21 protein-coding genes are annotated in these 22886 nt (G+C 69.4%); 13 read left to right on the plus strand and 8 right to left on the minus strand.

Features of this window, described 5'->3' with window-relative positions:
- The first annotated feature begins 177 nt into the window (after nucleotides 1–177).
- The 3 genes from aceA to ACIHAO_RS31200 all read left to right on the plus strand — a co-directional run bounded on the left by aceA (nucleotide 178) and on the right by ACIHAO_RS31200 (nucleotide 3744).
- The gene (gene aceA / locus ACIHAO_RS31190) at nucleotides 178–1464 is read left to right on the plus strand and encodes an isocitrate lyase (RefSeq protein WP_072030536.1); all 1287 of its coding nucleotides are present in this window, start codon (nucleotides 178–180) and stop codon (nucleotides 1462–1464) included.
- Nucleotides 1465–1562: 98 nt separating this feature from the next.
- Entirely contained in the window at nucleotides 1563–3167 is a 1605-nt protein-coding gene (gene aceB, locus ACIHAO_RS31195; RefSeq protein ID WP_396563841.1) for a malate synthase A, read from the plus strand.
- Between the two features lie 445 nt (nucleotides 3168–3612).
- Complete coding sequence (locus tag ACIHAO_RS31200; protein WP_396563843.1) at nucleotides 3613–3744, plus strand: hypothetical protein; 132 nt, start codon at nucleotides 3613–3615, stop codon at nucleotides 3742–3744.
- A gap of 183 nt (nucleotides 3745–3927) precedes the next feature.
- Here the strand turns inward: ACIHAO_RS31200 and ACIHAO_RS31205 are convergent, their stop codons facing one another.
- Nucleotides 3928–5181 (minus strand): glycosyltransferase family 4 protein, encoded by a 1254-nt coding sequence (locus tag ACIHAO_RS31205; protein ID WP_396563845.1) that lies wholly within the window; start codon nucleotides 5179–5181, stop codon nucleotides 3928–3930.
- Nucleotides 5182–5289: 108 nt separating this feature from the next.
- Here ACIHAO_RS31205 and ACIHAO_RS31210 point away from each other — a divergent pair, with 108 nt between their 5' ends.
- Entirely contained in the window at nucleotides 5290–7056 is a 1767-nt protein-coding gene (locus ACIHAO_RS31210) for a glycoside hydrolase family 2 protein (RefSeq protein WP_396563847.1), read from the plus strand.
- On the opposite strand, the gene ACIHAO_RS31215 is transcribed toward ACIHAO_RS31210, so the two are convergent.
- From ACIHAO_RS31215 to ACIHAO_RS31235, 5 genes are all read right to left on the minus strand, one after another.
- Nucleotides 7044–7271 carry a hypothetical protein gene (locus tag ACIHAO_RS31215; RefSeq protein WP_396563849.1) on the minus strand — a complete coding sequence of 76 codons (228 nt, stop codon included), beginning with the start codon at nucleotides 7269–7271 and terminating at the stop codon, nucleotides 7044–7046. The two genes, ACIHAO_RS31210 and ACIHAO_RS31215, sit on opposite strands and share 13 nt — an antisense overlap.
- Nucleotides 7271–8332: a serine protease gene (locus ACIHAO_RS31220; protein WP_396563851.1), complete on the minus strand. Its 1062-nt coding sequence runs from the start codon at nucleotides 8330–8332 to the stop codon at nucleotides 7271–7273. The genes ACIHAO_RS31215 and ACIHAO_RS31220 overlap by 1 nt, the downstream gene beginning before the upstream one ends.
- 279 nt (nucleotides 8333–8611) lie before the next feature.
- Nucleotides 8612–9100 carry a glutathione peroxidase gene (locus ACIHAO_RS31225; RefSeq protein WP_396563853.1) on the minus strand — a complete coding sequence of 163 codons (489 nt, stop codon included), beginning with the start codon at nucleotides 9098–9100 and terminating at the stop codon, nucleotides 8612–8614.
- A gap of 14 nt (nucleotides 9101–9114) precedes the next feature.
- Entirely contained in the window at nucleotides 9115–10626 is a 1512-nt protein-coding gene (locus tag ACIHAO_RS31230; protein WP_396563855.1) for a 1,4-alpha-glucan branching protein domain-containing protein, read from the minus strand.
- Nucleotides 10623–11396 (minus strand): methyltransferase domain-containing protein, encoded by a 774-nt coding sequence (locus tag ACIHAO_RS31235; RefSeq protein WP_396563857.1) that lies wholly within the window; start codon nucleotides 11394–11396, stop codon nucleotides 10623–10625. Before ACIHAO_RS31235 ends, ACIHAO_RS31230 begins: the two co-directional genes overlap by 4 nt.
- Before the next feature lie 128 nt (nucleotides 11397–11524).
- Here ACIHAO_RS31235 and ACIHAO_RS31240 point away from each other — a divergent pair, with 128 nt between their 5' ends.
- Nucleotides 11525–11965 carry a hypothetical protein gene (locus ACIHAO_RS31240; protein ID WP_396563859.1) on the plus strand — a complete coding sequence of 147 codons (441 nt, stop codon included), beginning with the start codon at nucleotides 11525–11527 and terminating at the stop codon, nucleotides 11963–11965.
- Here the strand turns inward: ACIHAO_RS31240 and ACIHAO_RS31245 are convergent.
- Nucleotides 11946–12797: a DegV family protein gene (locus tag ACIHAO_RS31245; protein ID WP_396563861.1), complete on the minus strand. Its 852-nt coding sequence runs from the start codon at nucleotides 12795–12797 to the stop codon at nucleotides 11946–11948. The two genes, ACIHAO_RS31240 and ACIHAO_RS31245, sit on opposite strands and share 20 nt — an antisense overlap.
- 243 nt (nucleotides 12798–13040) lie before the next feature.
- On the opposite strand from ACIHAO_RS31245, the gene ACIHAO_RS31250 reads away from it, so the two are divergent.
- From ACIHAO_RS31250 to ACIHAO_RS31265, 4 genes are all read left to right on the plus strand, one after another.
- A complete protein-coding gene (locus ACIHAO_RS31250; protein ID WP_396563863.1) occupies nucleotides 13041–13826 on the plus strand; it encodes an electron transfer flavoprotein subunit beta/FixA family protein in 786 nt (261 codons plus the stop codon).
- 26 nt (nucleotides 13827–13852) lie between these two features.
- The gene (locus tag ACIHAO_RS31255) at nucleotides 13853–14812 is read left to right on the plus strand and encodes an electron transfer flavoprotein subunit alpha/FixB family protein (protein WP_396563865.1); all 960 of its coding nucleotides are present in this window, start codon (nucleotides 13853–13855) and stop codon (nucleotides 14810–14812) included.
- Nucleotides 14813–14988: 176 nt separating this feature from the next.
- Entirely contained in the window at nucleotides 14989–15771 is a 783-nt protein-coding gene (locus tag ACIHAO_RS31260) for a GNAT family N-acetyltransferase (protein ID WP_396563867.1), read from the plus strand.
- The gene (locus tag ACIHAO_RS31265) at nucleotides 15768–16676 is read left to right on the plus strand and encodes a lysophospholipid acyltransferase family protein (RefSeq protein ID WP_396563869.1); all 909 of its coding nucleotides are present in this window, start codon (nucleotides 15768–15770) and stop codon (nucleotides 16674–16676) included. The genes ACIHAO_RS31260 and ACIHAO_RS31265 overlap by 4 nt, the downstream gene beginning before the upstream one ends.
- A 146-nt stretch (nucleotides 16677–16822) precedes the next feature.
- Here the strand turns inward: ACIHAO_RS31265 and ACIHAO_RS31270 are convergent, their stop codons facing one another.
- A complete protein-coding gene (locus tag ACIHAO_RS31270; RefSeq protein ID WP_396563871.1) occupies nucleotides 16823–17713 on the minus strand; it encodes an NADP-dependent oxidoreductase in 891 nt (296 codons plus the stop codon).
- Between the two features lie 134 nt (nucleotides 17714–17847).
- Here ACIHAO_RS31270 and ACIHAO_RS31275 point away from each other — a divergent pair, with 134 nt between their 5' ends.
- From ACIHAO_RS31275 to mnmA, 4 genes are read left to right on the plus strand one after another with little or no spacing between them, the layout of a single operon-like run.
- Nucleotides 17848–19104, plus strand: coding sequence for a LuxR C-terminal-related transcriptional regulator (locus tag ACIHAO_RS31275; RefSeq protein ID WP_396563873.1), 1257 nt, complete (start codon nucleotides 17848–17850; stop codon nucleotides 19102–19104).
- 18 nt (nucleotides 19105–19122) lie between these two features.
- Nucleotides 19123–20517: an MFS transporter gene (locus ACIHAO_RS31280; protein ID WP_396563875.1), complete on the plus strand. Its 1395-nt coding sequence runs from the start codon at nucleotides 19123–19125 to the stop codon at nucleotides 20515–20517.
- A 49-nt stretch (nucleotides 20518–20566) separates the two neighbouring features.
- Nucleotides 20567–21763: a cysteine desulfurase family protein gene (locus ACIHAO_RS31285; protein ID WP_396563877.1), complete on the plus strand. Its 1197-nt coding sequence runs from the start codon at nucleotides 20567–20569 to the stop codon at nucleotides 21761–21763.
- 5 nt (nucleotides 21764–21768) lie between these two features.
- Nucleotides 21769–22860, plus strand: coding sequence for a tRNA 2-thiouridine(34) synthase MnmA (gene mnmA / locus ACIHAO_RS31290; protein ID WP_073848121.1), 1092 nt, complete (start codon nucleotides 21769–21771; stop codon nucleotides 22858–22860).
- Nucleotides 22861–22886: the final 26 nt, after the last annotated feature.

Here is a 22886-nt window from a genome sequence, read left to right on the forward strand (position 1 = left end):
TCAAGCCCGTGGATTTTGCCTTTGCTTGCGAACCTGCGATTCGCAACCTTTGCAAGATGCTACGGAAGCTTCGCAGAAATTGGCAAATTGGCGGTCTGGATCCGATTTCCCCTGTCGTGTCAGGGTCGAGTCAGGAAAGGCGATCACTCGCAAACTTCGCAACACCGGGAGAATCCGATGACTCAGCACGCGCAGCAGCTGGAGCAGGCGGCCGCCGAACTGGCCAAGCAGTGGGAGACCGACCCCCGCTGGGCGGGCGTGAAGCGGTCGTACTCCGCGGCTGACGTGGTCAAGCTGCGCGGCAGCGTGGTCGAGGAGCACACGCTCGCTCGCCGCGGCGCCGAGAAGCTTTGGGACCTCCTGCACAACGAGGACTACGTTCACTCGCTGGGCGCACTGACCGGTAACCAGGCGGTGCAGCAGGTCCGCGCCGGCCTCAAGGCCATCTACCTGTCCGGCTGGCAGGTCGCCGCCGACGCCAACCTCTCCGGCCAGACCTACCCGGACCAGAGCCTCTACCCGGCCAACTCGGTGCCTGCCGTCGTCCGCCGCATCAACAACGCGCTGGGCCGCGCCGACCAGATCAACTGGGCCGAGGGCAACACCGACATCGACTGGTACGCCCCGATCGTCGCCGACGCCGAGGCGGGCTTCGGTGGCCCGCTCAACGCCTTCGAGCTGATGAAGGGCATGATCGCCGCCGGTGCCGCGGGTGTGCACTGGGAGGACCAGCTCGCTTCCGAGAAGAAGTGCGGTCACCTCGGTGGCAAGGTGCTCATCCCGACCAAGCAGCACGAGCGCACGCTGAACGCCGCCCGCCTCGCCGCGGACGTGCTGAACGTGCCGTCGCTGATCGTCGCCCGCACCGACGCGCAGGCCGCCACGCTGATCACCAGCGACGTCGACGAGCGTGACCGCAAGTACGTCACCGGCGAGCGCACCGCCGAGGGCTTCTACAACGTCACCAACGGCATCGACCCCTGCATCGACCGCGGTCTCGCCTACGCCGAGTACGCCGACCTGCTGTGGATGGAGACCTCCAAGCCGGACCTCGAGGTCGCCCGCCAGTTCGCCGAGGCGATCAAGGCCAAGTACCCGGACCAGATGCTGGCCTACAACTGCTCGCCGTCGTTCAACTGGAAGAAGCACCTGGACGACGCGACGATCGCGAAGTTCCAGCGCGAACTCGGCCACATGGGCTACAAGTTCCAGTTCATCACCCTGGCCGGCTTCCACGCCCTGAACTACTCGATGTTCGACCTGGCGCACGGTTACGCCCGCGAGGGCATGACCGCCTACGTCGACCTGCAGGAGCGCGAGTTCGCTTCGGAGGACCGCGGTTACACCGCCACGAAGCACCAGCGCGAGGTCGGCACCGGCTGGTTCGACAACGTCGCGACCGCGCTGAACCCGGAGAGCTCGACCACCGCGCTCGCCGGCTCCACCGAGGCCGAGCAGTTCTGATTTCCCGCAATTAGGTGCCAGGTGGCGGTCTCTCGACTCCCAGGGGAGACCGCCACCGCCCCCCTTCTATCCCTCGCGAAGCCCAGCGGAGGCACACCATGGTTGAGAAGCTGAACTACCGGATCGACGTCTGCGGACCTGCCGGTGACCGGTTCGACGAGATCCTCACCCCGGCCGCACTGGACTTCGTGGCCAAACTGGACAACGCGTTCGCCGGCCGCCGCCGCGAGCTGCTCGACGCCCGCCGTCTGCGCCGCGAGAAGCTCCAGTCCGGCGAGGAGCCGCTGGGCTTCCTGCCCGAGACGCATTCCGTCCGCGACGACAGCAGCTGGTCGGTCGCCCCGGCCGCGCCCGGTCTCGAAGACCGCCGCGTCGAGATCACCGGCCCGACCGACCGCAAGATGACGGTCAACGCGCTGAACTCCGGCGCGAAGGTCTGGCTCGCCGACTTCGAGGACGCGACCTCGCCGACCTGGCACAACGTGATCGACGGCCAGATCAACCTGTTCGACGCGATCCGCCGCAACATCGACTTCACCACCGAGGCGGGCAAGCGCTACACGATCGGCGAAGAGCCCGCGACGATCGTCGCCCGCCCCCGCGGCTGGCACCTGGTGGAGAAGCACATCCGCATCGACGGCCGCCCGGTTTCGGCGAGCCTGGTCGACTTCGGCCTCTACTTCTTCCACAACGCGCGCCAGCTGCTGGCCCGCGGCAGCGGCCCGTACTTCTACCTGCCGAAGCTCGAGAACCACCTCGAAGCGCGGCTGTGGAACGACGTCTTCCTGCTGGCGCAACGGGAACTCGGCATCCCGCGCGGCTCCGTCCGGGCCACCGTGCTGATCGAGACGATCACCGCCGCGTTCGAGATGGAGGAGATCCTCTACGAACTGCGCGAGCACGTCTCCGGGCTGAACGCCGGCCGCTGGGACTACATCTTCAGCGTCATCAAGAACTTCTCCTCGCACGGCGCGGACTTCGTGCTGCCGGACCGCGCACAGGTGACGATGACCGTCCCGTTCATGCGGGCCTACACCGAACTGCTGGTGCGCACCTGCCACAAGCGCGGGGCGCACGCCATCGGCGGTATGGCCGCGTTCATCCCGAGCAAGGACCCGGAGATCAACGCGACCGCGCTCGAAAAGGTCCGGCAGGACAAGGAACGCGAGGCGAACGACGGCTTCGACGGCTCGTGGGTCGCGCACCCCGGCCTCGTCCCGGTCTGCCGCGAGGTGTTCGACGGCGTGCTCGGCGGCTGGCCCAACCAGCTCGGCAAGCTCCGTGAAGACGTCGTCGTCACCGCCGAGGATCTGCTCGACGTCGCCAGCGCCGGCGGCGAGGTCACCGAAGCGGGTGTCCGCGCCAACATCAACGTCGCGCTGCGCTACATCGACGCGTGGCTGCGCGGCACCGGCGCGGCGGCGATCCACAACCTGATGGAGGACGCCGCCACCGCCGAGATCGCCCGCTGCCAGGTGTGGCAGTGGATCCGCAACGGCACGAAGCTCGAAGACGGCACCGCGCTCACCCACGAACTCGCCGTGTCCTATTTGGACGAAGAGCTGGCGTCGGTGCGTGCCGAACTCGGCGAGGGCAACCGTCTCGGCGACGCCTACGAGATCTTCACCGAGACCGCGCTGGGCGAGAAGCTGCCGAGCTTCCTCACCACCGGCGCGTACGCGCGGTACCTGACCGCGCGGTGACGCAGGCTCCGGCCGCCCCTACCTGACGCGGGGCGGCCGGGTTCCACACCGGTTTGGGACGGTGTGGCCCAACGGGTCCGGTGGCGGAGGCTCCCCGCCACCGGACCCGCTTCACGCGCGCGCCCCTCCGGTAGCGCCTGTCGGGCGTGCGCCTCGCCGCGGAGACCCCGCTCACCTCCCACACCGCGGTGGGCGGGGTCTCCGCGGCTTTCTTCTACGGAACTCGCGTGATCGAAGGCGTAACACGATGATGCGGCGGGAAACACGCGAGTCACGCCTCCAGACACGCGAGTTACGGCTCTGATCACACTCACGGGACCGGACGAATCGGTCACGGACCGCGAATAGGTAGGGATACCTACTGAAGCCCCCGTTGTTTCGGCGGCGGGGCGCGCGGATGCTCGGCGCCGGGTGGGAATTCCGCCCGTTTCCCCGAGGAGCCACCATGAAGAAGCAGTTGAGGACCCTCTTGGCCGCGACCTTCGCCGTCCTCGCCGTCGCTCTCGCCGCCCCCGCGGTGTCCGCTTCGGCCGGGGTTACGGTGCAGCCGGACTGTGTCCGGCCCTGCCACTTCTGATCTTCGTCACCTAGAGCAGCCCCGGGGGTCGCGCCCCTCGCGACCCGCGACGCTCGTGGAGGGCGGACCCGGGTTCCCCGACATCCCGGGTCTTCCCTCCGCCCACCGCCGAGTGTCATGAAAGGGTCGTTCAGGACGAAAAATGTCCTGAACGACCCTTTCATGACACTTGGGCGAGTTAGATCAGGGCTCGAAGGCGTTGCCCGTCGCGATCTTCGGGCGGCCCAGTTCCACGGGCTCCCCGACGCGGGCCCGCCGGTAGACGGCGACGGTCGCTTCGGCGATGCGGCCCCAGTCGAAGTCCGCGGCCAGGCGTGACTGCGCGGTCAGCGCCCGCCGCGCCGCGGCGACCTCGTCGTCCAGCACCGCTTCGACGGCGTCCCCGAGGGCGTCGACGTCGCCGGGGCTGAACGCCAGGCCGGTCTCGCCGTCGACGACGACCTCGCCGAGTCCGCCGGCGGTCGAAGCGACCAGCGGCGCCTTCGCGGCGGCCGCTTCCAGCGCGACGATCCCGAACGGTTCGTACCGGCTGGGCAGCACGACCGCGTCGGCCGCGGCCAGCACGGCGCGCAGTTCGCGGTCGGAGAGATGCCCGACGAAGTCCACCGCGCGGCGCACGCGCAGCTTGCGTGCCTGCTCGACCAGCTCCTCCAGATGCCGTCCCTTGCCGGCGATGACCAGCCGCGTCCCCGGTTTGGCGCGGCGGATCCGGGGGAGCGCGGCGAGCAGGTCCTGCACGCCCTTCTCCCATTCCAGCCGTCCGAAGTAGAGCAGCAGTGGCGCCCCGGAGGGGCTGTAGACCTCGCGAGCGTGCGCGACCTCGTCCGCGGGCACCTGCCAGGTGCGTTCCTCGATGCCGTTGTGGATCACGGTGACCGCGTCGCCGTCGACCTCGAACAGCTGCGCCACCTCGCGGCGCATGGCCTGGGAGCAGGTGATCAGCGCGTCCGAGCGGTTCGCGAGCCACCATTCGACCGAGTGAACCTGCTGGTTCAGCGGATGCGAGAGCCAGCCGGAGTGCCGCCCGGCCTCGGTGGCGTGGATCGTGCCGACCAGCGGCACCCGCGCGGCCTCCGCGATCGCGATCGCGGGATGGGTGACCAGCCAGTCGTGCGCGTGGACGACGTCCGGCTGCCAGCCGCGCAGCAGGTCGGTGGCGGCGCGGACCATCGCGTGCCCCATGGCCAGCGTCCACGCGACGAGGTCCCGTTCGAAGGTCACGTGCATCGGGTCTTCGGCGACCCGGATGATCCGGACGCCTTCGACCACGCGGTCGGTCCTCGGATGGGTCTCGGCGTCGGTGCCCGCCGTGTGGCGGCACAGGACGACCACGTCGTGCCCCTGCCCGGCGAGGTGTCTGGCCAGGGCGTGGACGTGCCGTGCGAGTCCGCCGACGACCACGGGTGGGTACTCCCACGACAACATCAGCACGCGCATGGGTGGAGGTTACTCGTGAGTCGGTCGTCACCGGGACGGGGCGATCACCCCCACAGGTGAAGCCGATGGCGGACGACAGGGGCGGCGATCTTTGCCACCATCGGGTTGATGACGTCCTCGGTGAACGCGGCCGAACCGGCCTTCAAGCCCGTCGAACCGGTGCTGTCGACCCCGTGGTCCGCGCAGGTCGGACCCGGCAACGCGCTGCCGGAGTACCCGCGCCCGCGGCTGGTCCGGCGGCGCTGGCTGAACCTCAACGGAGTGTGGGAGTACGCGGGCAGCGGCACGCCGGGCCGGACCGGGTACGGCGAGCGGATCCTGGTGCCGTACCCGCCGGAGTCGGCGCTCTCCGGTATCGGGCGGCGCGACGAAACCCTGTGGTACCGCAAGGTGTTCCGGGTGCCGTCCGAATGGGACGGTCAGCGGGTGCTGCTCCATTTCGGCGCCGTCGACCAGTCCGCGACGGTCTGGGTCAACAACCAGGAGGTCGCCGTCCACGAAGGCGGGTACACGGCCTTCAGCGCGGACATCACCGACGTCCTGCGCCCGTCGGGATCGCAGGAACTGACCGTCCGCGCGACGGACCGGACCGACGCCTCGACGCACACCGTCGGCAAGCAGCGGAACGACGCGAAAGGGATCTTCTACACCGCCGCGTCGGGCATCTGGCAGACCGTCTGGCTGGAGCCGGTGCCGTCCGCGTACGTCCGGGATCTCCAGGTGACGCCGGACCTCGGCGGGGTGACGGTTGTGCCGAAGGTCACAGGCGGCGCCCGGGTGGAAGCGATCGTCAGTGAGCCCGGTGGCGCGGAGGTGGCACGCGTTCTAGGGGATGCGGGACGGCGATTGCGCGCGGAGGTGCCTTCGCCGCGGTTGTGGACACCGGACGATCCGTATCTCTACGACCTCGAGGTCCGCTTGCTCGACGAGAGCGGCAACGTGCTCGACACCGTCGAGTCCTACACCGGGCTCCGCACGATCGGGACGGTCACCGACGCCGAGGGCAGGCCGCGGATCGCGCTCAACGGCCGGATCACCTTCCTGCACGGCCCGCTCGACCAGGGCTACTGGCCGGACGGCGTCTACACCGCGCCCACCGACGAGGCGTTGCGGTTCGACCTGGAGAAGACCAAGGAGCTCGGCTTCAACTTCGTCCGCAAGCACGTCAAGGTCGAGCCGGAGCGCTGGTATTCCTGGGCGGACAGGCTGGGCCTGCTGGTCTGGCAGGACATGCCGTCGCTCACCGTCTCCTTCGACGGTCCGCCCGGGACGGCACCCGATCCGGTGCCGGAGGCGAAGGCGCGGTTCGAAGCGGAACTGACCGAGATGGTGGCGCAGTTGTGCGGGGTGACCTCGATCGTCGGCTGGGTGCCGTTCAACGAGGGCTGGGGCGAATTCGACACCGCGCGCGTCGCGGAGCTGGTGAAACGCCTCGACCCGAGCAGGCTCGTCGTCGCGAACAGCGGCGTGAACTGCTGTTTCTCGCGGCCGGACGCCGGTGCCGGCGACGTCTACGACGACCACACCTATGTGGGGCCGGGGAAGCCGGCCGTGAAGGACCACCGGGTGATCGTCGACGGCGAGTACGGCGGCCTCGGCCTTGTCCTCGACGAGCATCGCTGGCCGGGGGAACCGCGGGCCTATGAGATGACGCTGACCTCGGCACAGCTCACGGAACGCTATGCCGAGGTCAGTGAGCGCCTGGAACGGTTCATCCCCGAAACCGGGCTCTCCGGCGCGATCTACACCCAGACCACCGACGTCGAGAACGAGGTCAACGGCCTGCTCACTTATGACAGGCGGGTGCTGAAGGCCGATCTCGCGACCGTGGCCGCCCGCAACCGCGCGGTCATCGAGGCGGGTCAGTCCGGCTGAGCCTCCACCGGTCCGCCCGCGTCCCGGACCCGGACGGGCACCCCGAGCAGCTGAGACGGCAGCTGCCCGTGGTCGTGACCGGGGGTCATCCACACGTCGATCGTGGGTGCCCCCTCGGCCTCGCCCTGTCCGACGCCGACCACTCCTGGTACGTCGTCGAGCCAGCGTGACGCCGAGACGAGCGCGGCGTCGACATCCGAAACTTCGTCGGTCACTACGGATGCACCCTGATCCCGAGCGACGCTTCGACCAGCGCGATCCGGTTGATCACGGTGACCACCGGTGAACCCGCGAACAGCAGGCCGACGGCGTTCTCGCTCAGGTCCGCCACGAGGCTGCCCGAGTCGCCACCGGCCGACATGTCGGTGGTCAGCAGTTGCTGCGCGAACCGGGCCACCCGGCCGCCGCCGTAGTTCACGTCGACGGTGGCGTTGATGTTCGTGATCCGTCCGGTCGTCCAGTTCGTGGTCCGGCCGGTCTTCTGCACGAGCGTGCCGACCGCGGGCGCGACATTGGTGCCCTTGAGGTCGCCGACCCAGAAGATCCGCCGGTCGAGGTCGTGGAACTGGCCTTCGGCGATCGCGGCGTCGACGAAGTTCAACGGAACCGGCTGCCCCGGCTGGATGAACTTGATCGGCACGAACCGGCTCAGCCTGGCGATGACGTCGGTGGGAACGACGCCGCCGTCGAACGGGCCGGGTTGCAGGATCGGGTCGCCGATGGCGGCGGCGTTCGAGTTCGCCAGCACGTGGTTGTTGCTCAGGATGTAGTACCTGGGCGGCTTCCCCGGCAACGCGGGGGCGTCGTAGACGGCGGTGCCGTAGGTACCGGCGGTGATCTTGAAGTGGCCGACGCTCAGCCCGCCGAACGCCGGGCGGAACCGTCTGGCCAGCGTGAACGGGCCGACCTGCTCGCGGGCCAGTTCGTCGGGGCGGGCGAGCGTCGGGGCAGGCGGCTCGTCGAGCATCGTGGCGGCACCGTTCGCCTTCGCCGGTGCGATGCTCCGGCCCGCTTGCAGGACACCGACTTCCTGGACGTCGGTGGGCACCCCGGCGAGCGTCGCGGGAACCAGGTCGTCGTCACGGAGCATTTCGTGCGGCATCTTCGTGTCGACCAGAACGGTGATCGCCTTCTCGCCGGTGTCCATCCCGCGAGACCATTTCGTACCGAGCGCCACGCCAACGACGTTCTGTCTGGCGAGCAGTGCGTCCTCCTCGGCCGCCTGTACACTCGCCAGTGAGAGGAATTCATCCGGGATCATATTGTTTTCGATCACGTCGGCCACGCTTTCCCGCGATTTCGGATGGATTGCAGGGGACCCCGACGAGCGAGTCTTCTCCGTTCGCCCTGGTGGCGCCATAGTGCAAACGGGTAGACCGGTTCATTGCCGACTGTCGGGATTTCCCTTGTAGCGCAAGGGTTTGTGATCTATCGACCGACCATCGCGCCGAGCGGTGGCGCATTCAGGGACTTTGGTCCCTTCTTTCGCGGAAAAAGAAACGGGCGGTTCACCGGAATGCTCCGGTGAACCGCCCGCTGCCGGGAAAAGCGCGATTCAGGCGCCGACGGCCGCCTCGATCGCCTTGGTGATCGCGTCGTCTTCTGGTTCGGTGCGCGGGCGGAAACGTCCCACCACTTCACCGGACGGGGCGACGAGGAACTTCTCGAAGTTCCACTGCACGTCGCCGCCGGCGCCTTCCGCGTCGGCCGCCTTGGTCAGTTCGGTGTAGAGCGGGTGGCGGGTTTCCCCGTTGACGTCCAGCTTTTCGAACAGCGGGAACGAAACGCCGTAGGTCGTCGAGCAGAAGGTCTGGATCTCCTCGGCGGTGCCCGGCTCCTGCCCGGCGAACTGGTTGCACGGGAACCCGACGACGGAGAAACCCTTGTCCGCGTAGCGTTCCTGCAGCTTCTCCAGCCCGGTGTACTGCGGCGTCAGACCGCATTTCGACGCCACGTTCACCACCAGCAGCGTCTTGCCTTCGAACGCGCCGAGCGTGGTGTCCTCGCCCGCGAGCGTCTTCAGCGGGATGTCGTGGATGCCCATGATTGCCCCTTTCGTCATTTCCTCAGCAGGTCACGCGCGTCGACATGGCCGAAGGGCCCGTCGTCGCGCCGGAACGCGGCCGCGGTCTCCCGCGCGCGGCCGAGCGCTCCCTCGCGGAGCAGTCCGGCGAGCGTGTCGAACCGTTCGGTGTGCACTTTCGCCCGCCGTCGCGCGTAGTCGGCGGCGGAATCCTTGGTGACCATGAACGCCCAGTCGCTCGAAAGCGCCAGCATCGCTTCGGCGACGGCCTGATCGCGGACGGCGTCGCGCGTCGTCAGGTCCATCCCGGTGACGAGGTCGAGCATCCGGTGCTGCAGCGCGGTGTTGTCTCGCACCATGTCGGCGACCTGCTCGCCGTCCCAGACCCGCCAGTCCTTGCCCGATCCCCACGACGACGCCGGGAGATCGACCTTTCCGCCGAGGTGACCGGCTTCGAGCGCGCCCTTGAGCGTGGTGACGCGGACGCCCGCCTCGGGCAGCGCGCGCAGGACGCCTTCGAGCCAGGCGGGGCCTTCGTGCCACCAGTGCCCGAACAGTTCCGTGTCGTACGCGGCGACGACGAGCGATTCGCGGCCGTGCTCGGCCTTGAGCGAGCGCAACCGGGCGACGACGGTGTCGACGAAGTCCTGGACGTGGCCGCCGAGGGTGGCCGCCGCCATCGCCGGGTCGTACGGCGCCTTGTCCGGCGGCTCGACGGTCTTGCCGGTCACCCTGGACGGCTTGAGGCCGACTTCGTGCGCCCAGGTGTGGAAGTCGCGATAGGCGGCGTGGCCGGGGTAGCCGGCCTTCGGCGACCAGACGCGGTACGTGACGTCGAGATCGCGGCCGAAGCAGACGACGTCGGAATCGCCGACGGTCCGCGCCGCCGACGTGTCACCGTGCAAGGACGGGCCGTCGACCATGAAGCGCTGGACACCCGCGGCGGCGTAACCGGCTTCCATGCCGGGCTCGTAACCGCATTCAGGTGCCCAAATGCCTTCGGGGCGCCGGCCGATCCGCAGTGCGGTGTCGGCGAGACCGCCGCGCAGCATGAAGTCACGGACGGCGGGGTCGAGCAGCGGCTGGAACGGATGCGCCAGCGGCCCGCCGAGCAGTTCGATCGTCCCGTTGTCCACAAAGGACCGGAGGATCGGGGAGAAACCATGTCGCCATTGGGTTTCGAGTTCTTCCGATGCCTTCAGCGCCGTCCGGTACTCACTCGCGGCGAGGTCGCGCAGCAGCGGGTCGCCGCGCCAGAGCGTGGACGCGTGCCAGGCACGCAGCTGCCAATGCCCGAGCCAGTCGTGGAAAGCGTCGATGCAGTACGGGTCGTCGAGCTGGGCGGCGAGGATCGGCGTCATACCGAGCGTGAGGACGTCTTCGCGGCCCTCGTCGGCGAAACGGCGCAGGAGATCGACCATCGGCAGGTAGGAATGCGCCCATGCCTGGTAGAGCCATTCTTCGCCGACCGGCCAGGAACCGTGGTGCGGCAGCCACGGCAGATGGCTGTGCACGACGAGGCAGAACGTGCCCTCGTATTCGGTCATCGGCGCACCGCCACGGCCACGAGGTCGAGGCTGGCGTCGAGGTCTTCACCGTGGACGGCGAAATCCCCGGCCTGGATGGCTTCGACGTCGGCGAGCAGTTCCGCGGGCCAGGTCGCCTGTCCGGGAAGCTGCCCCATGACGACGTCGAGCTGGGCGTCGATGATCGAGCCGCCGTACTTGGCGTCGAGCTTCGCGACGCCCTCGCCGTGGTGGAGGCCGTGCAGCGTCTCGACCTCGAAACCGGCGTCACGCAGCAGTTCGTCCAATTCGGACGGTGCTAGTTCCCTGGTGTGGAACGGATTGAGCGGGGTGTCGCTGTCCGGGGTGAAGGTCAGCCGGTTGGGTGTGGTGACGATCAGCCGTCCGCCGGGGGAGAGCACGCGGTGGCATTCGGCGAGGAAGGCGCCTTGATCCCAGAGGTGCTCGATCACCTGGAAGTTGGCGACGACGTCGACCGAGGCGTCCCGCAGCGGCAGGAACACCAGGTTCGCCCTGGTCACGCCGACGCCGGGGTAGCGGCGGGCGACGTGCTCGGTGGTGGGGGCGTCGTAGTCGAGCGCGAGCACCCGCTCGGCGACGGTGGCGATGAGCCCGGCGCCGTAGCCCTCGCCGCAGCCTGCCTCCAGGACGGTCTTGCCCTCGCACAGCGGCAGGAGCCTTTGATACGCGGCCTCGTGACGGCGGTACCAGTAGTTTTCCTCGGCGATGCCCGGCACGGTGCGTTCACCGGTGAGGTGCAGCGCTTCGGCCCTGGTGGCTGGGGTGGTCACGCCGCGACCCTACCGGCCGGTCACTTCCCTCCCCTCCGCAACTAGTCACCTACTTGCGGAGGGCGGCCCTCGCAAGTAGGTGACGAATTGCGGTGTCACGTTTCGCGGCGCTGCGCAGTCCAGGAGGTATGCAAAGGACATTCACCCGCGTACTGCTCGTCGTCTTCGGTCTCATCGAACTGCCCGTTGGGCTGTGGCCGCTGTTCAGCCCGGACGGCTTCTACCGGGACTTCCCGGGGTTCCGCACCGGCTGGGTGGCGATGGACGGCCCCTTCAACGAACACCTGATCCGCGACTTCGGCGGCCTCAACCTGGCGCTCGCCGCCATCCTGATCGGCGCCGCCGTGATCGGCACGACCGCCGTGGCCAGGCTGGCGGCACTCGCGACCTTCCTCTTCGGACTGCCGCACTTCCTCTACCACCTCGGCCACGTCTCGCATTTCGAGCCGGTGGACCAGGTGCTGATCGTCGCGACGACGGCGCTGGGCGCGGTGCTCCCGGTGGTGGTGGCGCTGATCCCTTCGCGGGTGTCGATTCCCAAAGAAGGGGCTACACCGGCGACACCGTGATGCCGATGGCGCCAGGGCCGAGGTGGGCGCCGAGGATCATGCTGGCGTCGACCAGGGTGCTGTCGACCATCCTGGGCAGCCGCGCCCGCAGCCGCCCGCCGATCTCGAGGTCGCGTTCGTCGGGGCCGAACCTGGTGATGGCCACCTCGACGTCCCGGTCGCCCGCGCATTCCACCGCGAGGTCGACGAGTTTGTTGAGCGCGCGCCGCTGCCCCGGCACCCGGGTCAGCGGCGCGACCTCGCCGTTCTTCAGCGTCAGCAGGGGTTTGATCGAGAACGCCGAACCGAGGAACGCCTGCGCGGCGCCGATCCGGCCGCCACGCCGCAGGAACTCCAGCGTGTCGACGTAGAGGATCTCCCGGCTGCCGCGGAACCGGCGTTCGGCGGCGTCGATCACCCGGGTGGCCTGCCCGCCGGCGGCGGCGACCTTGGCCCCCGAGGTGGCCGCGAAGCCGAGGCTCATCCCGGTGGTCCCGCTGTCGAGGACGTGGACCGGGACGCTCACCTGCTGGGCGGCCTCGCGGGCGGCGTTCACCGTCTCCGACATCCGGCCGGAGATGTGGATGCTGACGATGGCCGAGGCGCCCTTGCTCGCGGCGTCCTGGAACGCCCAGAAGAACGCGGCGACCTCGGGCGGCGCCGTCTTCACCGGCGTGCCCGCCCGCAGCCGGCCGATGATGTCCTCGCGGTCGTAGCGGTTCTCTTCGTCGAACTGCTCTCCGACCTGCAGTTGGACCTGAACGACGCCGATTCCCCAGCGTTCGGCGACCGGGACGGGAAGGCAGGCGGTCGAGTCCGTGATCACGGCGACGGGGCCGGGCATGGAACGCATGGTGGGGCAGGTTAGCCCGTCGCACGCACCGGGAGTACCCCGGAATACGGCCGTTCGGGTTAGTCGCCCGGTTACACTCACTTCCGGGTGAATTACCTGGACGATGGTCCCACTAAAACGTGCATCCAGGTGAATGAGGTCACCTCGGCGGGCCGCGGCGCTGAAATGGCCCTAATCTACCGGCCAGTAGAGCTGTTGCCCCGTGGCCGACGCCGGCCACTAACGGGAGGTCGAAGTAGACCCATGACGAACATCGTTGTCCTGGTCAAGCAGGTACCGGACACCTACTCGGAGCGCAAGCTCTCCGGTGCCGACAACACTCTTGACCGCGAATCCGCCGACGCCGTGCTCGACGAGATCAACGAGAAGGCCGTCGAAGAAGCCCTGAAGATCAAGGAAGCCGGCGAGGGCGAGGTCACCGTCGTCTCGGTGGGTCCCGACCGCGCGACCGACGCGATCCGCAAGGCGCTTTCCATGGGTGCCGACAAGGCCATCCACGTCTCCGACGAGGCCCTTCACGGCTCCGACGCGATCGCCACCGCCAAGGTGCTGGCCGCCGCGATCTCGAAGGTCGAAGGCTTCGACCTGGTCATCACCGGTAACGAGGCCTCCGACGGCCGCGGTGGCGCCGTGCCGGCGATCATCGCCGAGCTGCTCGGCCTGCCGCAGCTGACCCACGTGAACGAGCTGACCGTCGACGGCACCTCGATCAAGGCCGACCGCTACACCGAGGACGGCGTCACGCACCTCGAGGCGAACCTGCCCGCGGTGGTGAGCGTCGGCGAGAAGATCAACGAGCCGCGCTACCCCTCCTTCAAGGGCATCATGGCCGCGAAGAAGAAGCCGGTCGAGACGCTGACCGTCGCGGACCTCGGCATCGACGCCGGCGAGGTCGGCCTCGGCAACGCCTGGTCGTCCGTGCTCGAAGCCTCCCCGAAGCCGCCGCGCACCGCCGGTGAGCGCGTCGAGGACGAGGGTGACGGCGGCAGCAAGGTGGCCGCCTACCTGGTCGCGCAGAAGCTCATCTGAGACAGGTTTCGAGGAGGAATAGGGAAATGGCTGAAGTACTCGTCCTCGTCGACCACGTCGACGGTGAAGTCAAGAAGGTCACGCTCGAGCTGCTGACCGCGGCTCGTGAACTGGGTGAGCCGTCCGCGGTCGTCGTCGGCCCGACCGGCACCGCCGCCAAGGCGAAGGAAGCCCTCGCCGCGCACGGCGCCGCCAAGGTGTACGTCGCCGAGGGTGACAACGCCACCGGCTTCCTGGTCACCCCCAAGGTGGACGTCCTCGCCGCGCTCGCGGAGCGGACCTCCCCGGCCGCCGTGCTCGTCGCGGCCAGCGCCGAGGGCAAGGAGGTGTCCGCCCGTGTCGCGGTCCGCCTCGGCTCCGGTCTGCTGTACGACGCCGTCGGCGTGAACGGCGACGGCTCCGTGGACCAGTCCATCTTCGGTGGCGCGTTCTCCGTGAAGTCCAAGTCCACCAAGGGTGTCCCGGTCATCTCGGTCCGCCCCGGCGCGGTCGAGGCCGCCCCGGCCGAAGGCGCGGCCGCCGAGGAGACCGTCGAGGTCCCCGCGGGCGACCCGGCGAAGTCCGCCAAGATCACCGGCGTGGAGCCGATCGTCGGCGGTGACCGGCCGGAGCTGACCGAGGCTTCGGTCGTCGTCTCCGGTGGCCGCGGTGTCGGCTCGGCCGACAAGTTCGACGTCGTCGAGACGCTCGCCGACTCGCTCGGTGCCGCTGTCGGTGCTTCCCGCGCCGCCGTCGACTCGGGCTACTACCCGGCGCAGTTCCAGGTCGGCCAGACCGGTAAGACGGTTTCGCCGCAGCTGTACATCGCGCTGGGCATCTCCGGTGCGATCCAGCACCGAGCGGGTATGCAGACCTCGAAGACCATCATCGCGGTCAACAAGGACGCCGAGGCGCCGATCTTCGAGATCGCCGACTTCGGTGTGGTGGGCGACCTGTTCAACGTCGCGCCGCAGCTGACCGAAGAGGTCCAGAAGCGCAAGGGCTGAGTCCTTCGTTCGAAGCGGGGCCGTCCGGGATTTCTTTCCCGGGCGGCCCCTTTTCTGTGATCCGAAAGTGATGTTCCAGCCTGAGAGAACCCTGAGAACCCGCAATTAACTGAACGTGCACTAATCGGCCATCAGGCGCATTGTCGTTGGTACCCCCCGAGGGGTAGACCTTGGCTATGACGACGTCACAGCTCCTCGTCAGTACTGACCAGGCAGGTGTCGAACTCCCGGCCGACGCGCCGCGTTACTCCCTCCTCGTGGCCAACGGGAACGAAGAAGTCGTTGCCGCGCAACGCCTTCGATATCAGGTGTTCGCCGAGGAAATGGGCGCGACGCTCAATTCGCTCGAACCCGGCCTCGACGTCGACTACTTCGACGAGTTCTGCGATCACCTCGTGGTGCGGGACGACAACACCGGCGAGATCGTGGGCACGTACCGGATGCTGCCGCCCGATCGGGCCGCGCTGGCGGGAAAGCTTTACTCCGACAGCGAATTCGATCTCACCGCGCTCGATTCACTGCGTCCGTCGCTGGTCGAGACGGGTCGCTCGTGTGTGCACCCCGACCATCGCAGCGGCGCCGTGGTGAGCCTCGTCTGGGCGGGGATCGGGCGCTACATGCTGCTGGCAGGCCACCGGTACCTCGCGGGCTGCGCCTCCGTGCCGCTGACCGAGGGCGGGGTGTACGCGGCCGGCGTCTGGGATGTCCTGCGCGCCAAGCACTACGCGGACGAATCCCTCCGCGTGACGCCACTGAACCCTTGGCGCACCGAAGGTCTCGAGCGGCCGGCCCGCGCGATCCTCCCGCCGCTCATCAAGGGCTACACGCGCCTGGGCGCGAAGATCTACGGCCCGCCCGCGCTCGACGCGGACTTCGGTGTCGCGGACTTCTTCGTCCTGCTGGATCTGCACAACGTCGACGAGCGGTACCTCAAGTTCTTCCTGGGAGTGCAGGGATGACTCACGCCTGGATGCCGAAGTCGCCGTGCGGCGACGGCTGCCTGAGCGAAGGGGCGCCGACGGTGGCGTTCCCCTGGCGCGTACTGCGGTTCACCGCGGCGATCGGCGTCATCTTCGGCGCTTTCCTGTCGGCACCGCTGGTGCTCGTGTTGCGCGGCATGCCCCGGGAACGGTTGGTGCGCCTGCTTTTCGTGGGGATCCTTCGCTCGTTCGGGGTGAAGCTGCGCGTGCTCGGCGACGAGCGGTTCCGCGCCGTGCCCGGCCGCGGCGCGCTGGTGGTGAACAACCACATCTCGTGGCTGGACATCATCGCGGTCAACGCCGTGCAGCCGATGCGGGCGCTCGCGAAGAAGGAGGTCGGCGCCTGGCCGGTGCTCGGCCTGCTGGTGCGCCGCGGCGGCAGCATCTTCCTCGACCGGGAGAACCTGCGCAGCCTGCCCGCGACGATGGACGAACTCGCCGATGCGATGCGCGGCGGATCACTCGTCAGCGTGACGCCGGAGGGCACCACCTGGTGCGGTCTGGGTTCGGGCCGGTTCCGCCCGGCGACCTTCCAGGCCGCGATCGACGGCGGGGTCCCGGTGCGGCCGCTGGCGCTGCGCTTCCGGCTCGCCGACGGGCGGGAGACGACCCAGCCGGCGTTCATCGGGCCGGAGTCGCTCATCGCCTCACTGCGGCGGGTCGCGGCGCTGCGCGGTCTGGTGCTGGAGGTGCACGTGTGCCCGGAGATCGCGCCGGGCCGCGCCTCGGACCGGCGGGAACTGGCCCTGCTGGCGGAATCCGCGGTGCAGGCGGCGCTCGGGCGGGTGCAGATCCCGGTGCAGCGGCGGCGGCGCGTCGCGGCTCCGGTCTTGGCTCCGGCCGCTCCTTCTGTGCAGTCGGCTTCCGAGACGGTCTCTCCGTAGCGCGTATGTCCTGAACGACCCTTTCATGACACTTGCCCAGGGCAGTGGCCGGTGGGGGCGGCCCGCGTGCAATGAAGGGGCCTTTCATAGCAAAATTTGCTATGAAAGGCCCCTTCATTGCAGCCGCCGGTGGGCTCGCGCGGCCGTCAGTCGAAGGTCAGCGTGATCTTCCCGCCCGCGTGACCGGTAGCGCTCTCCCGATGCGCCTCGGCGGCATCGGCCAGCGCGTAGCTTGAGCCCAGCTTCAGTTTCAGGTCCCGCGAGACCAGATCCTCGAGCACCGCCGCGCTTTCCGAACCGCCCGCCGAGAACTTCAGCCCCTGCGCGTACGCCGACGGGTCGGCGATGGTGATCAGCCGGTCGGGTGATCCGAGCAGTTCGACGGACTCACCCAGAACGCCGAAGCCCGCCGCGTCGAAGACCGCGTCGACGCCGTCCGGTGCCGCCGAACGGACCCGCGACACCCAGCCGTCGCCGTACTGGACCGCGAGAGCGCCCAGCGCCTTCACCTCGTCCAGCGACGAAGCGCCGGCGAGCCCGATGACCGTGGCGCCGAGTGCGACGGCGGCCTGCGTGGCGATCCGGCCGACCTGGCCGCTCGCACCGTGGAGCACGATCGTCGCGCCCGGCTTGACCTCGAGTTCGCCCAGTACCCGCAACGCCGTCTCACCGGCGATGGGCAGCGCGGCGGCTTCGGACCACGAAAGCCCGGCGGGTTTGCGGGTGACCTTGGTCGCCAGCGCGTACTCCGCGTACGTGCCGGTGTCGGACCAGCCGAAGACCTCGTCCCCGACGGCGAAACCGGTGCCTTCGCCCACCGCGTCCACCACACCCGCCAGTTCCAGGCCGAGGATGTGCGGGAACTCGACCGGGCGGATCTCCGCCATGGCGCCGGACCGGATCTTCCAGTCGATCGGGTTGACACCGGCCGCCTTGACCGCGACCCGCACCTGGCCAGGGCCGGGCTCCGGCAGCGGGACCTCGGCAAGCCCCAGGACGTCCGCTTCGCCGTACTGGGTGATGGTGATCGCTCGCATGTTCACTCCTATCGGGATTTCTTCGCTGCGATCAGTCAACCGGCGCCCGGACGTCGCCCGAACCAGTCGGACGAGCAGTGTTCACTAGCCGGGAGAGCAGCGTGCCCGCGCCGGGACGCGCCTACTGTGGACGCATGGACCCGCTGCACGTGTTGAGCCAGGTCGAGTACATGCTCGCCGCTCCGCGCCCCGAACTCCTGCCGCGTTTCTCCGCGACGGCCGCGGCCGTCCTGCCGCATCGCGCGGCGGCCATGGAGACCGGTGACTGCTCCCGCCTTCCGATCAAGGTCCACGGCGATCCGGCGATCACCGGCGCGGTCACGAGCGCGGAGCTCCAGCGGCTCGGTTCGTTCGGCGTTCCGGGCAAGGCGGTGGTCACCGAGGAGACACTCGGCGGGAAACGCCGGAAACTGGTCGTCCTGACCTCGGCCCCGGTGATCGGCAAGGGCGCGATGATCGCGCTCGTCCCTGCCGAGGACGCGCCCGCGGACGGCGCGCTCGAGTTCGTCGCCAAACTGTGGGACATCGTCAGCGTGACCGCCGCCCAGCGCGCCACCGACCCCGAGCCCGCGGTCCTGGAGAGCAACATCGCGGCGGCGACCGCGCGGGCGCGGGCGATCACCGATCTGGGGCAGACCCACGCGACCGCGTTGACGTCGTTGCTCTCGGTGCTGCGATCACGGCGGCTCGGCGACGCCGCCGCCCGGCAGGCCGCGACCGACCTCGCCGCGACCGCGCTGGTCGAACTGCGCTCGATCGCGGACCGTGATCAGGAACTCTCGGCGGAGCCGGCGTCGGAGGCGTTCGACACCCTTGTCACGCAGCTGGATCCCTTGGTGCGCCACAACGACGTGACCGTCGAGCTCGACGGGCCGGGTGACGGACGGCCGCTCCCGCAGGACATCGCGCACACCGCGCGCACGGTTTCGCGCGGCCTCGTGCTCTCCGCGCTGGAGCGGGGCAGCACCCGCGTCCGGGCGTCCTGGCGGATCGACGGGGAGAGCCTCCGGGTCACCGTGCGGGACGACGGCCCGGACGTCGCCCGCGCCGTACCCGCCACCGGTCTCACCGAGCGGATCACCCCGCTCGGCGGACGCTGGGAGGTCGACGCGGTACCCGATTGGGGTGCCACGATCACCGCCGTCCTGCCGTTGGGTGTCCAGGAAACGCCCGAACTGCGCCCGCTCGACCGGCTGAACCCGCGTGAACTCGAAGTCCTCGCCGGGATCGCGCGCGGGAAGCGGAACCGGCAGATCGCCGAAGAGCTGGCGCTGACCGAACACACGGTGAAGTTCCACGTGCGGAAGATCCTCGGGAAGCTGGAAGTCACCTCGCGCGGCGAGGCCGCCGTGCTGGCGCGTGAGCTGCGCCTGGAGTCCGTCAGCGCTTGACCTCCACCGAACTGGAGGTTGCAGGCTCGTCGTATGACGATCACTGGGGACAAGGCCAAGCCGAAGGGTGTGCTTTGGACACCTGAGCACCGCGTGACCACGATCGGGCTGCTGCTCATGGTCACCCTCATCGCGTTCGAGAGCATGGGCGTCGCCACCGCGATGCCGACGATGGTCGCCGATCTCGACGGCCTCGCGCTGTACGCCTGGCCCTTCACCACCTTCCTGGTCGCCAGCGTGGTCGCGACCGTCCTTTCCGGACGCCTCGGTGACCGCAGGGGCCCGGCGCCCGCGCTGCTCGCCGGTACCGCGTTGTTCGCCGCCGGGCTGCTGGTCGCGGGGCTCGCGCACGACATGCCGCTGCTCCTGCTCGGCAGGGGATTGCAGGGCTTCGGTTCCGGTCTCCTGCTGGTCTCGGTGTCGCTGCTGATCGCGCTCACCTTCAGCGACCGCGAACGCCCGGTGATCTACGCCGCCAACGCCGCCGCGTGGGTGCTGCCCGCGGTGATCGGTCCTTCGGTCGCGGGCGTGGTGACCGTGAGCCTCGGCTGGCGCTGGGTGTTCCTGGGACTGATCCCGCTCACCGGGATCGGGCTCGCGCTGCTGGTCGTCGTCACCCGCAAGCTGCCCGCCCACGTACCCGGCGAGTCCGCCAGCCGGGCCGGGGTCGTGCCCGCGGTGGTCGCCGCCCTCGGCGTCGCCGCGCTCACCTGGGCGGCGCAGCATCCGTCCCTCGCGGCCCTGGCCTACGGCGGCGCCGGTCTCTTCGCCCTCGCGTACGCCCTCCGCAAACTCCTGCCCGCCGGGACACTGACGTCGCGGCCGGGGTTGCCGACAGTGATCGCCTCGCGCGCGCTGATCGCCGGCGCGTACGCCGGGATGGAGGCCTATCTGCCGCTCACGATGACCGAGGTCCACGGCTACAGCCCCGCGCTGGCCGGGCTGCCGCTCACGGTGACCGCGCTGGGCTGGTCGGCGGGCTCGATGCTGCAGGGCCGCATGCTGGACTGGTCGCGCGAAGCGTCCTTGCGGACCGGGTTCGCGCTGGTCGCGACCGGTTTGGCGATCTTCGTCTTCGTCCCGCTGCCGTCGTTCCCCAGCTGGATGGCGTTCGTGGCGTCGGCGGTGGGCGGCGCCGGAATGGGTATCGCGATGCCCGCGATCTCGGTACTGCTGCTCCGCTACTCGCCGGAAGCCGAACGCGGGTTCAACACCTCGGCGCTGCAACTCGGTGACTGGGTCGGATCGGCTCTGACCATCGGTTTGGGCGGAGTTCTGCTCGCTTCCCTGGCGTCGGCGAAGGAGCCTTCGGTGGCGATCGTGGTGCTTTCGGTCGTGCTGACCGGCATCGCGTTGCTCGGGGTGCGGGTGACCGGCCGGTGGCCGTCCGGTATGAGCGGCGCCACCCGCTGAGCAGGGTGGGCTTGGTCACGCCCCGGAGCGGGCTACCCTGAAAGGTGCGATGACCTATCTCGACCACGCGGCGACCACCCCGATGTTGCCCGAAGCCGTAGCGGCGATGTCCGAGGCGCTGTCCACAGTGGGCAACGCCTCCGCGCTGCATTCCTCGGGACGCCGGGCCCGCCGCCGGGTCGAAGAAGCCCGCGAGGTGATCGCGGAGGCGCTGGGCGCCCGGCCGTCCGAGGTGATCTTCACCGCCGGCGGCACGGAGAGCGACAACCTCGCGGTCAAGGGCATCTTCTGGGCCCGCAACGGCGAGGACCCGCAGCGGAACCGGGTGCTGTGCAGCACCGTCGAGCACCACGCCGTCCTCGAGTCCGTCGAGTGGCTGGAGCAGCACGCGGGTGCCGAGATCGTCTGGGTCGAGGTCGACCAGGCGGGCCGGGTGACTCCGGAGTCGCTGCGCACCGCCATCGGCGACAGCCCCGAGACGGTCGCGCTGGCCACCGTGATGTGGGCGAACAACGAGGTCGGCACGGTCAACCCGATCGCCGCGCTCGCCGCGGTCTGCGCCGAACACGACATTCCACTGCACACCGACGCCGTCCAGGCCGTCGGCGCGGTGCCGGTCGGCTTCGCCGAGAGCGGCGTGGCCGCGCTGACCCTGACCGCGCACAAACTGGGCGGCCCGTACGGCATCGGCGCGCTGCTGCTCGGCCGCGACACCGCGTGCGTGCCGGTCCTGCACGGCGGCGGCCAGGAGCGAGCCGTGCGCTCGGGCACCCTCGACGTCCCCGCGGTGATCGCGTTCGCGACGGCGGTGAAGGCCACGGTCGAGGGCCGCGAGGAGTACGCGAAGCGCGTCGCCGAACTGCGGGACGACCTGATCGAGGCCGTCCGGCGCGAGGTGCCGGACGTGGTGCTCAACGGCGGCGAGGGCGAGCGCCTGCCCACGCACGCCCACTTCACCTTCCCCGGTTGCGCGGGTGACAGCCTGTTGATGCTCTTGGACGCCAAGGGCATCGAATGTTCCACCGGTTCGGCGTGCACGGCGGGTGTCGCGCAGCCGAGCCACGTGCTGCTGGCCATGGGTGCCGAACCCGCGGCCGCGCGCGGGTCGCTGCGGTTCTCGTTCGGGCATACCTCGGCACCGGAAGACGTTGAAGCGGTTTCGAAGGAGATCGCGGGCGTCGTCGACAGGGCGAGGCAGGCGGGACTCGCCGGAATGCGCAAGCAGACGCAGAAGCAAGAGGTGTGAGGAAGATGCGCGTACTGGCCGCGATGAGCGGGGGAGTGGACTCGGCGGTGGCCGCCGCGCGCGCCGTGGACGCCGGGCACGAGGTCGTCGGCGTGCACCTGGCGCTGTCGGCGAAGCCCGGCACGCTGCGCACCGGATCCCGGGGCTGCTGCACGATCGAGGACTCGGGCGACGCGCGACGCGCCGCGGACATCCTCGGCATCCCGTTCTACATCTGGGACTTCGCCGAGCGCTTCACCGAAGAGGTCATCGAAACCTTCGTCGGCGAGTACGCCGCGGGCCGGACGCCCAACCCGTGCGTCACCTGCAACGAGAAGATCAAGTTCGAAGCGTTGCTGGACAAGGCGATGGCGCTCGGCTTCGACGCGGTCGCCACCGGGCACTACGCCCGTCTGTCTCTTGTGGACGGTGTGCCGGAGCTGCGGCGCAGCGTCGACTCCGGCAAGGACCAGTCCTACGTGCTGGCCTCGCTCACCCCGGAGCAGCTGCGGCATTCGCTGTTCCCGCTGGGCGATTCGTGGAAGACCGACGTGCGTGCCGAGGCCGCGAGCCGTGGCCTTTCGGTGGCGAAGAAGCCGGACAGCCACGACATCTGCTTCATCCCGGACGGCGACACCAAGAGCTTCCTGGAGAAGCGGCTCGGTCAGCGTCCCGGGCAGCTCGTCGACGCCGAGACCGGCGCGGTGCTCGGTGAGCACACCGGCGTGCACGGCTTCACCGTCGGCCAGCGCAAGGGGCTCGGCATCGAGGCACCGGCGCCGGACGGGCGGCCGCGCTACGTGCTTTCGCTGGAGCCGGTTTCGGGCACCGTGAAGGTCGGTTCCGCGCGGGACCTCGGCGTGAACGTGATCGAGGCGGACCGCCCGATCTGGCCGAGCGAGCGGCCGCTGGACGGCCCGACCGAATGTGTGGTGCAGGTGCGCGCGCACGGCGGGATCGTCGAGGCGGTCGCCGAGGTTTCGGGTGACTCGGTGACCATTCAGCTTCGTGAGCCTCTGCGCGGCGTCGCGCCCGGGCAGGTCGTCGTGCTGTACCGCACCGACGCGGCCGAAGGCGACCTCGTGCTCGGCAGCGCGAAGATCTCCGGGACCCGCTAGACCCCCTTCCGCAACTCGGCACCTGG

Source organism: Amycolatopsis sp. NPDC052450 (assembly GCF_044547565.1).
Classification (GTDB): Bacteria; Actinomycetota; Actinomycetes; order Mycobacteriales; family Pseudonocardiaceae; genus Amycolatopsis.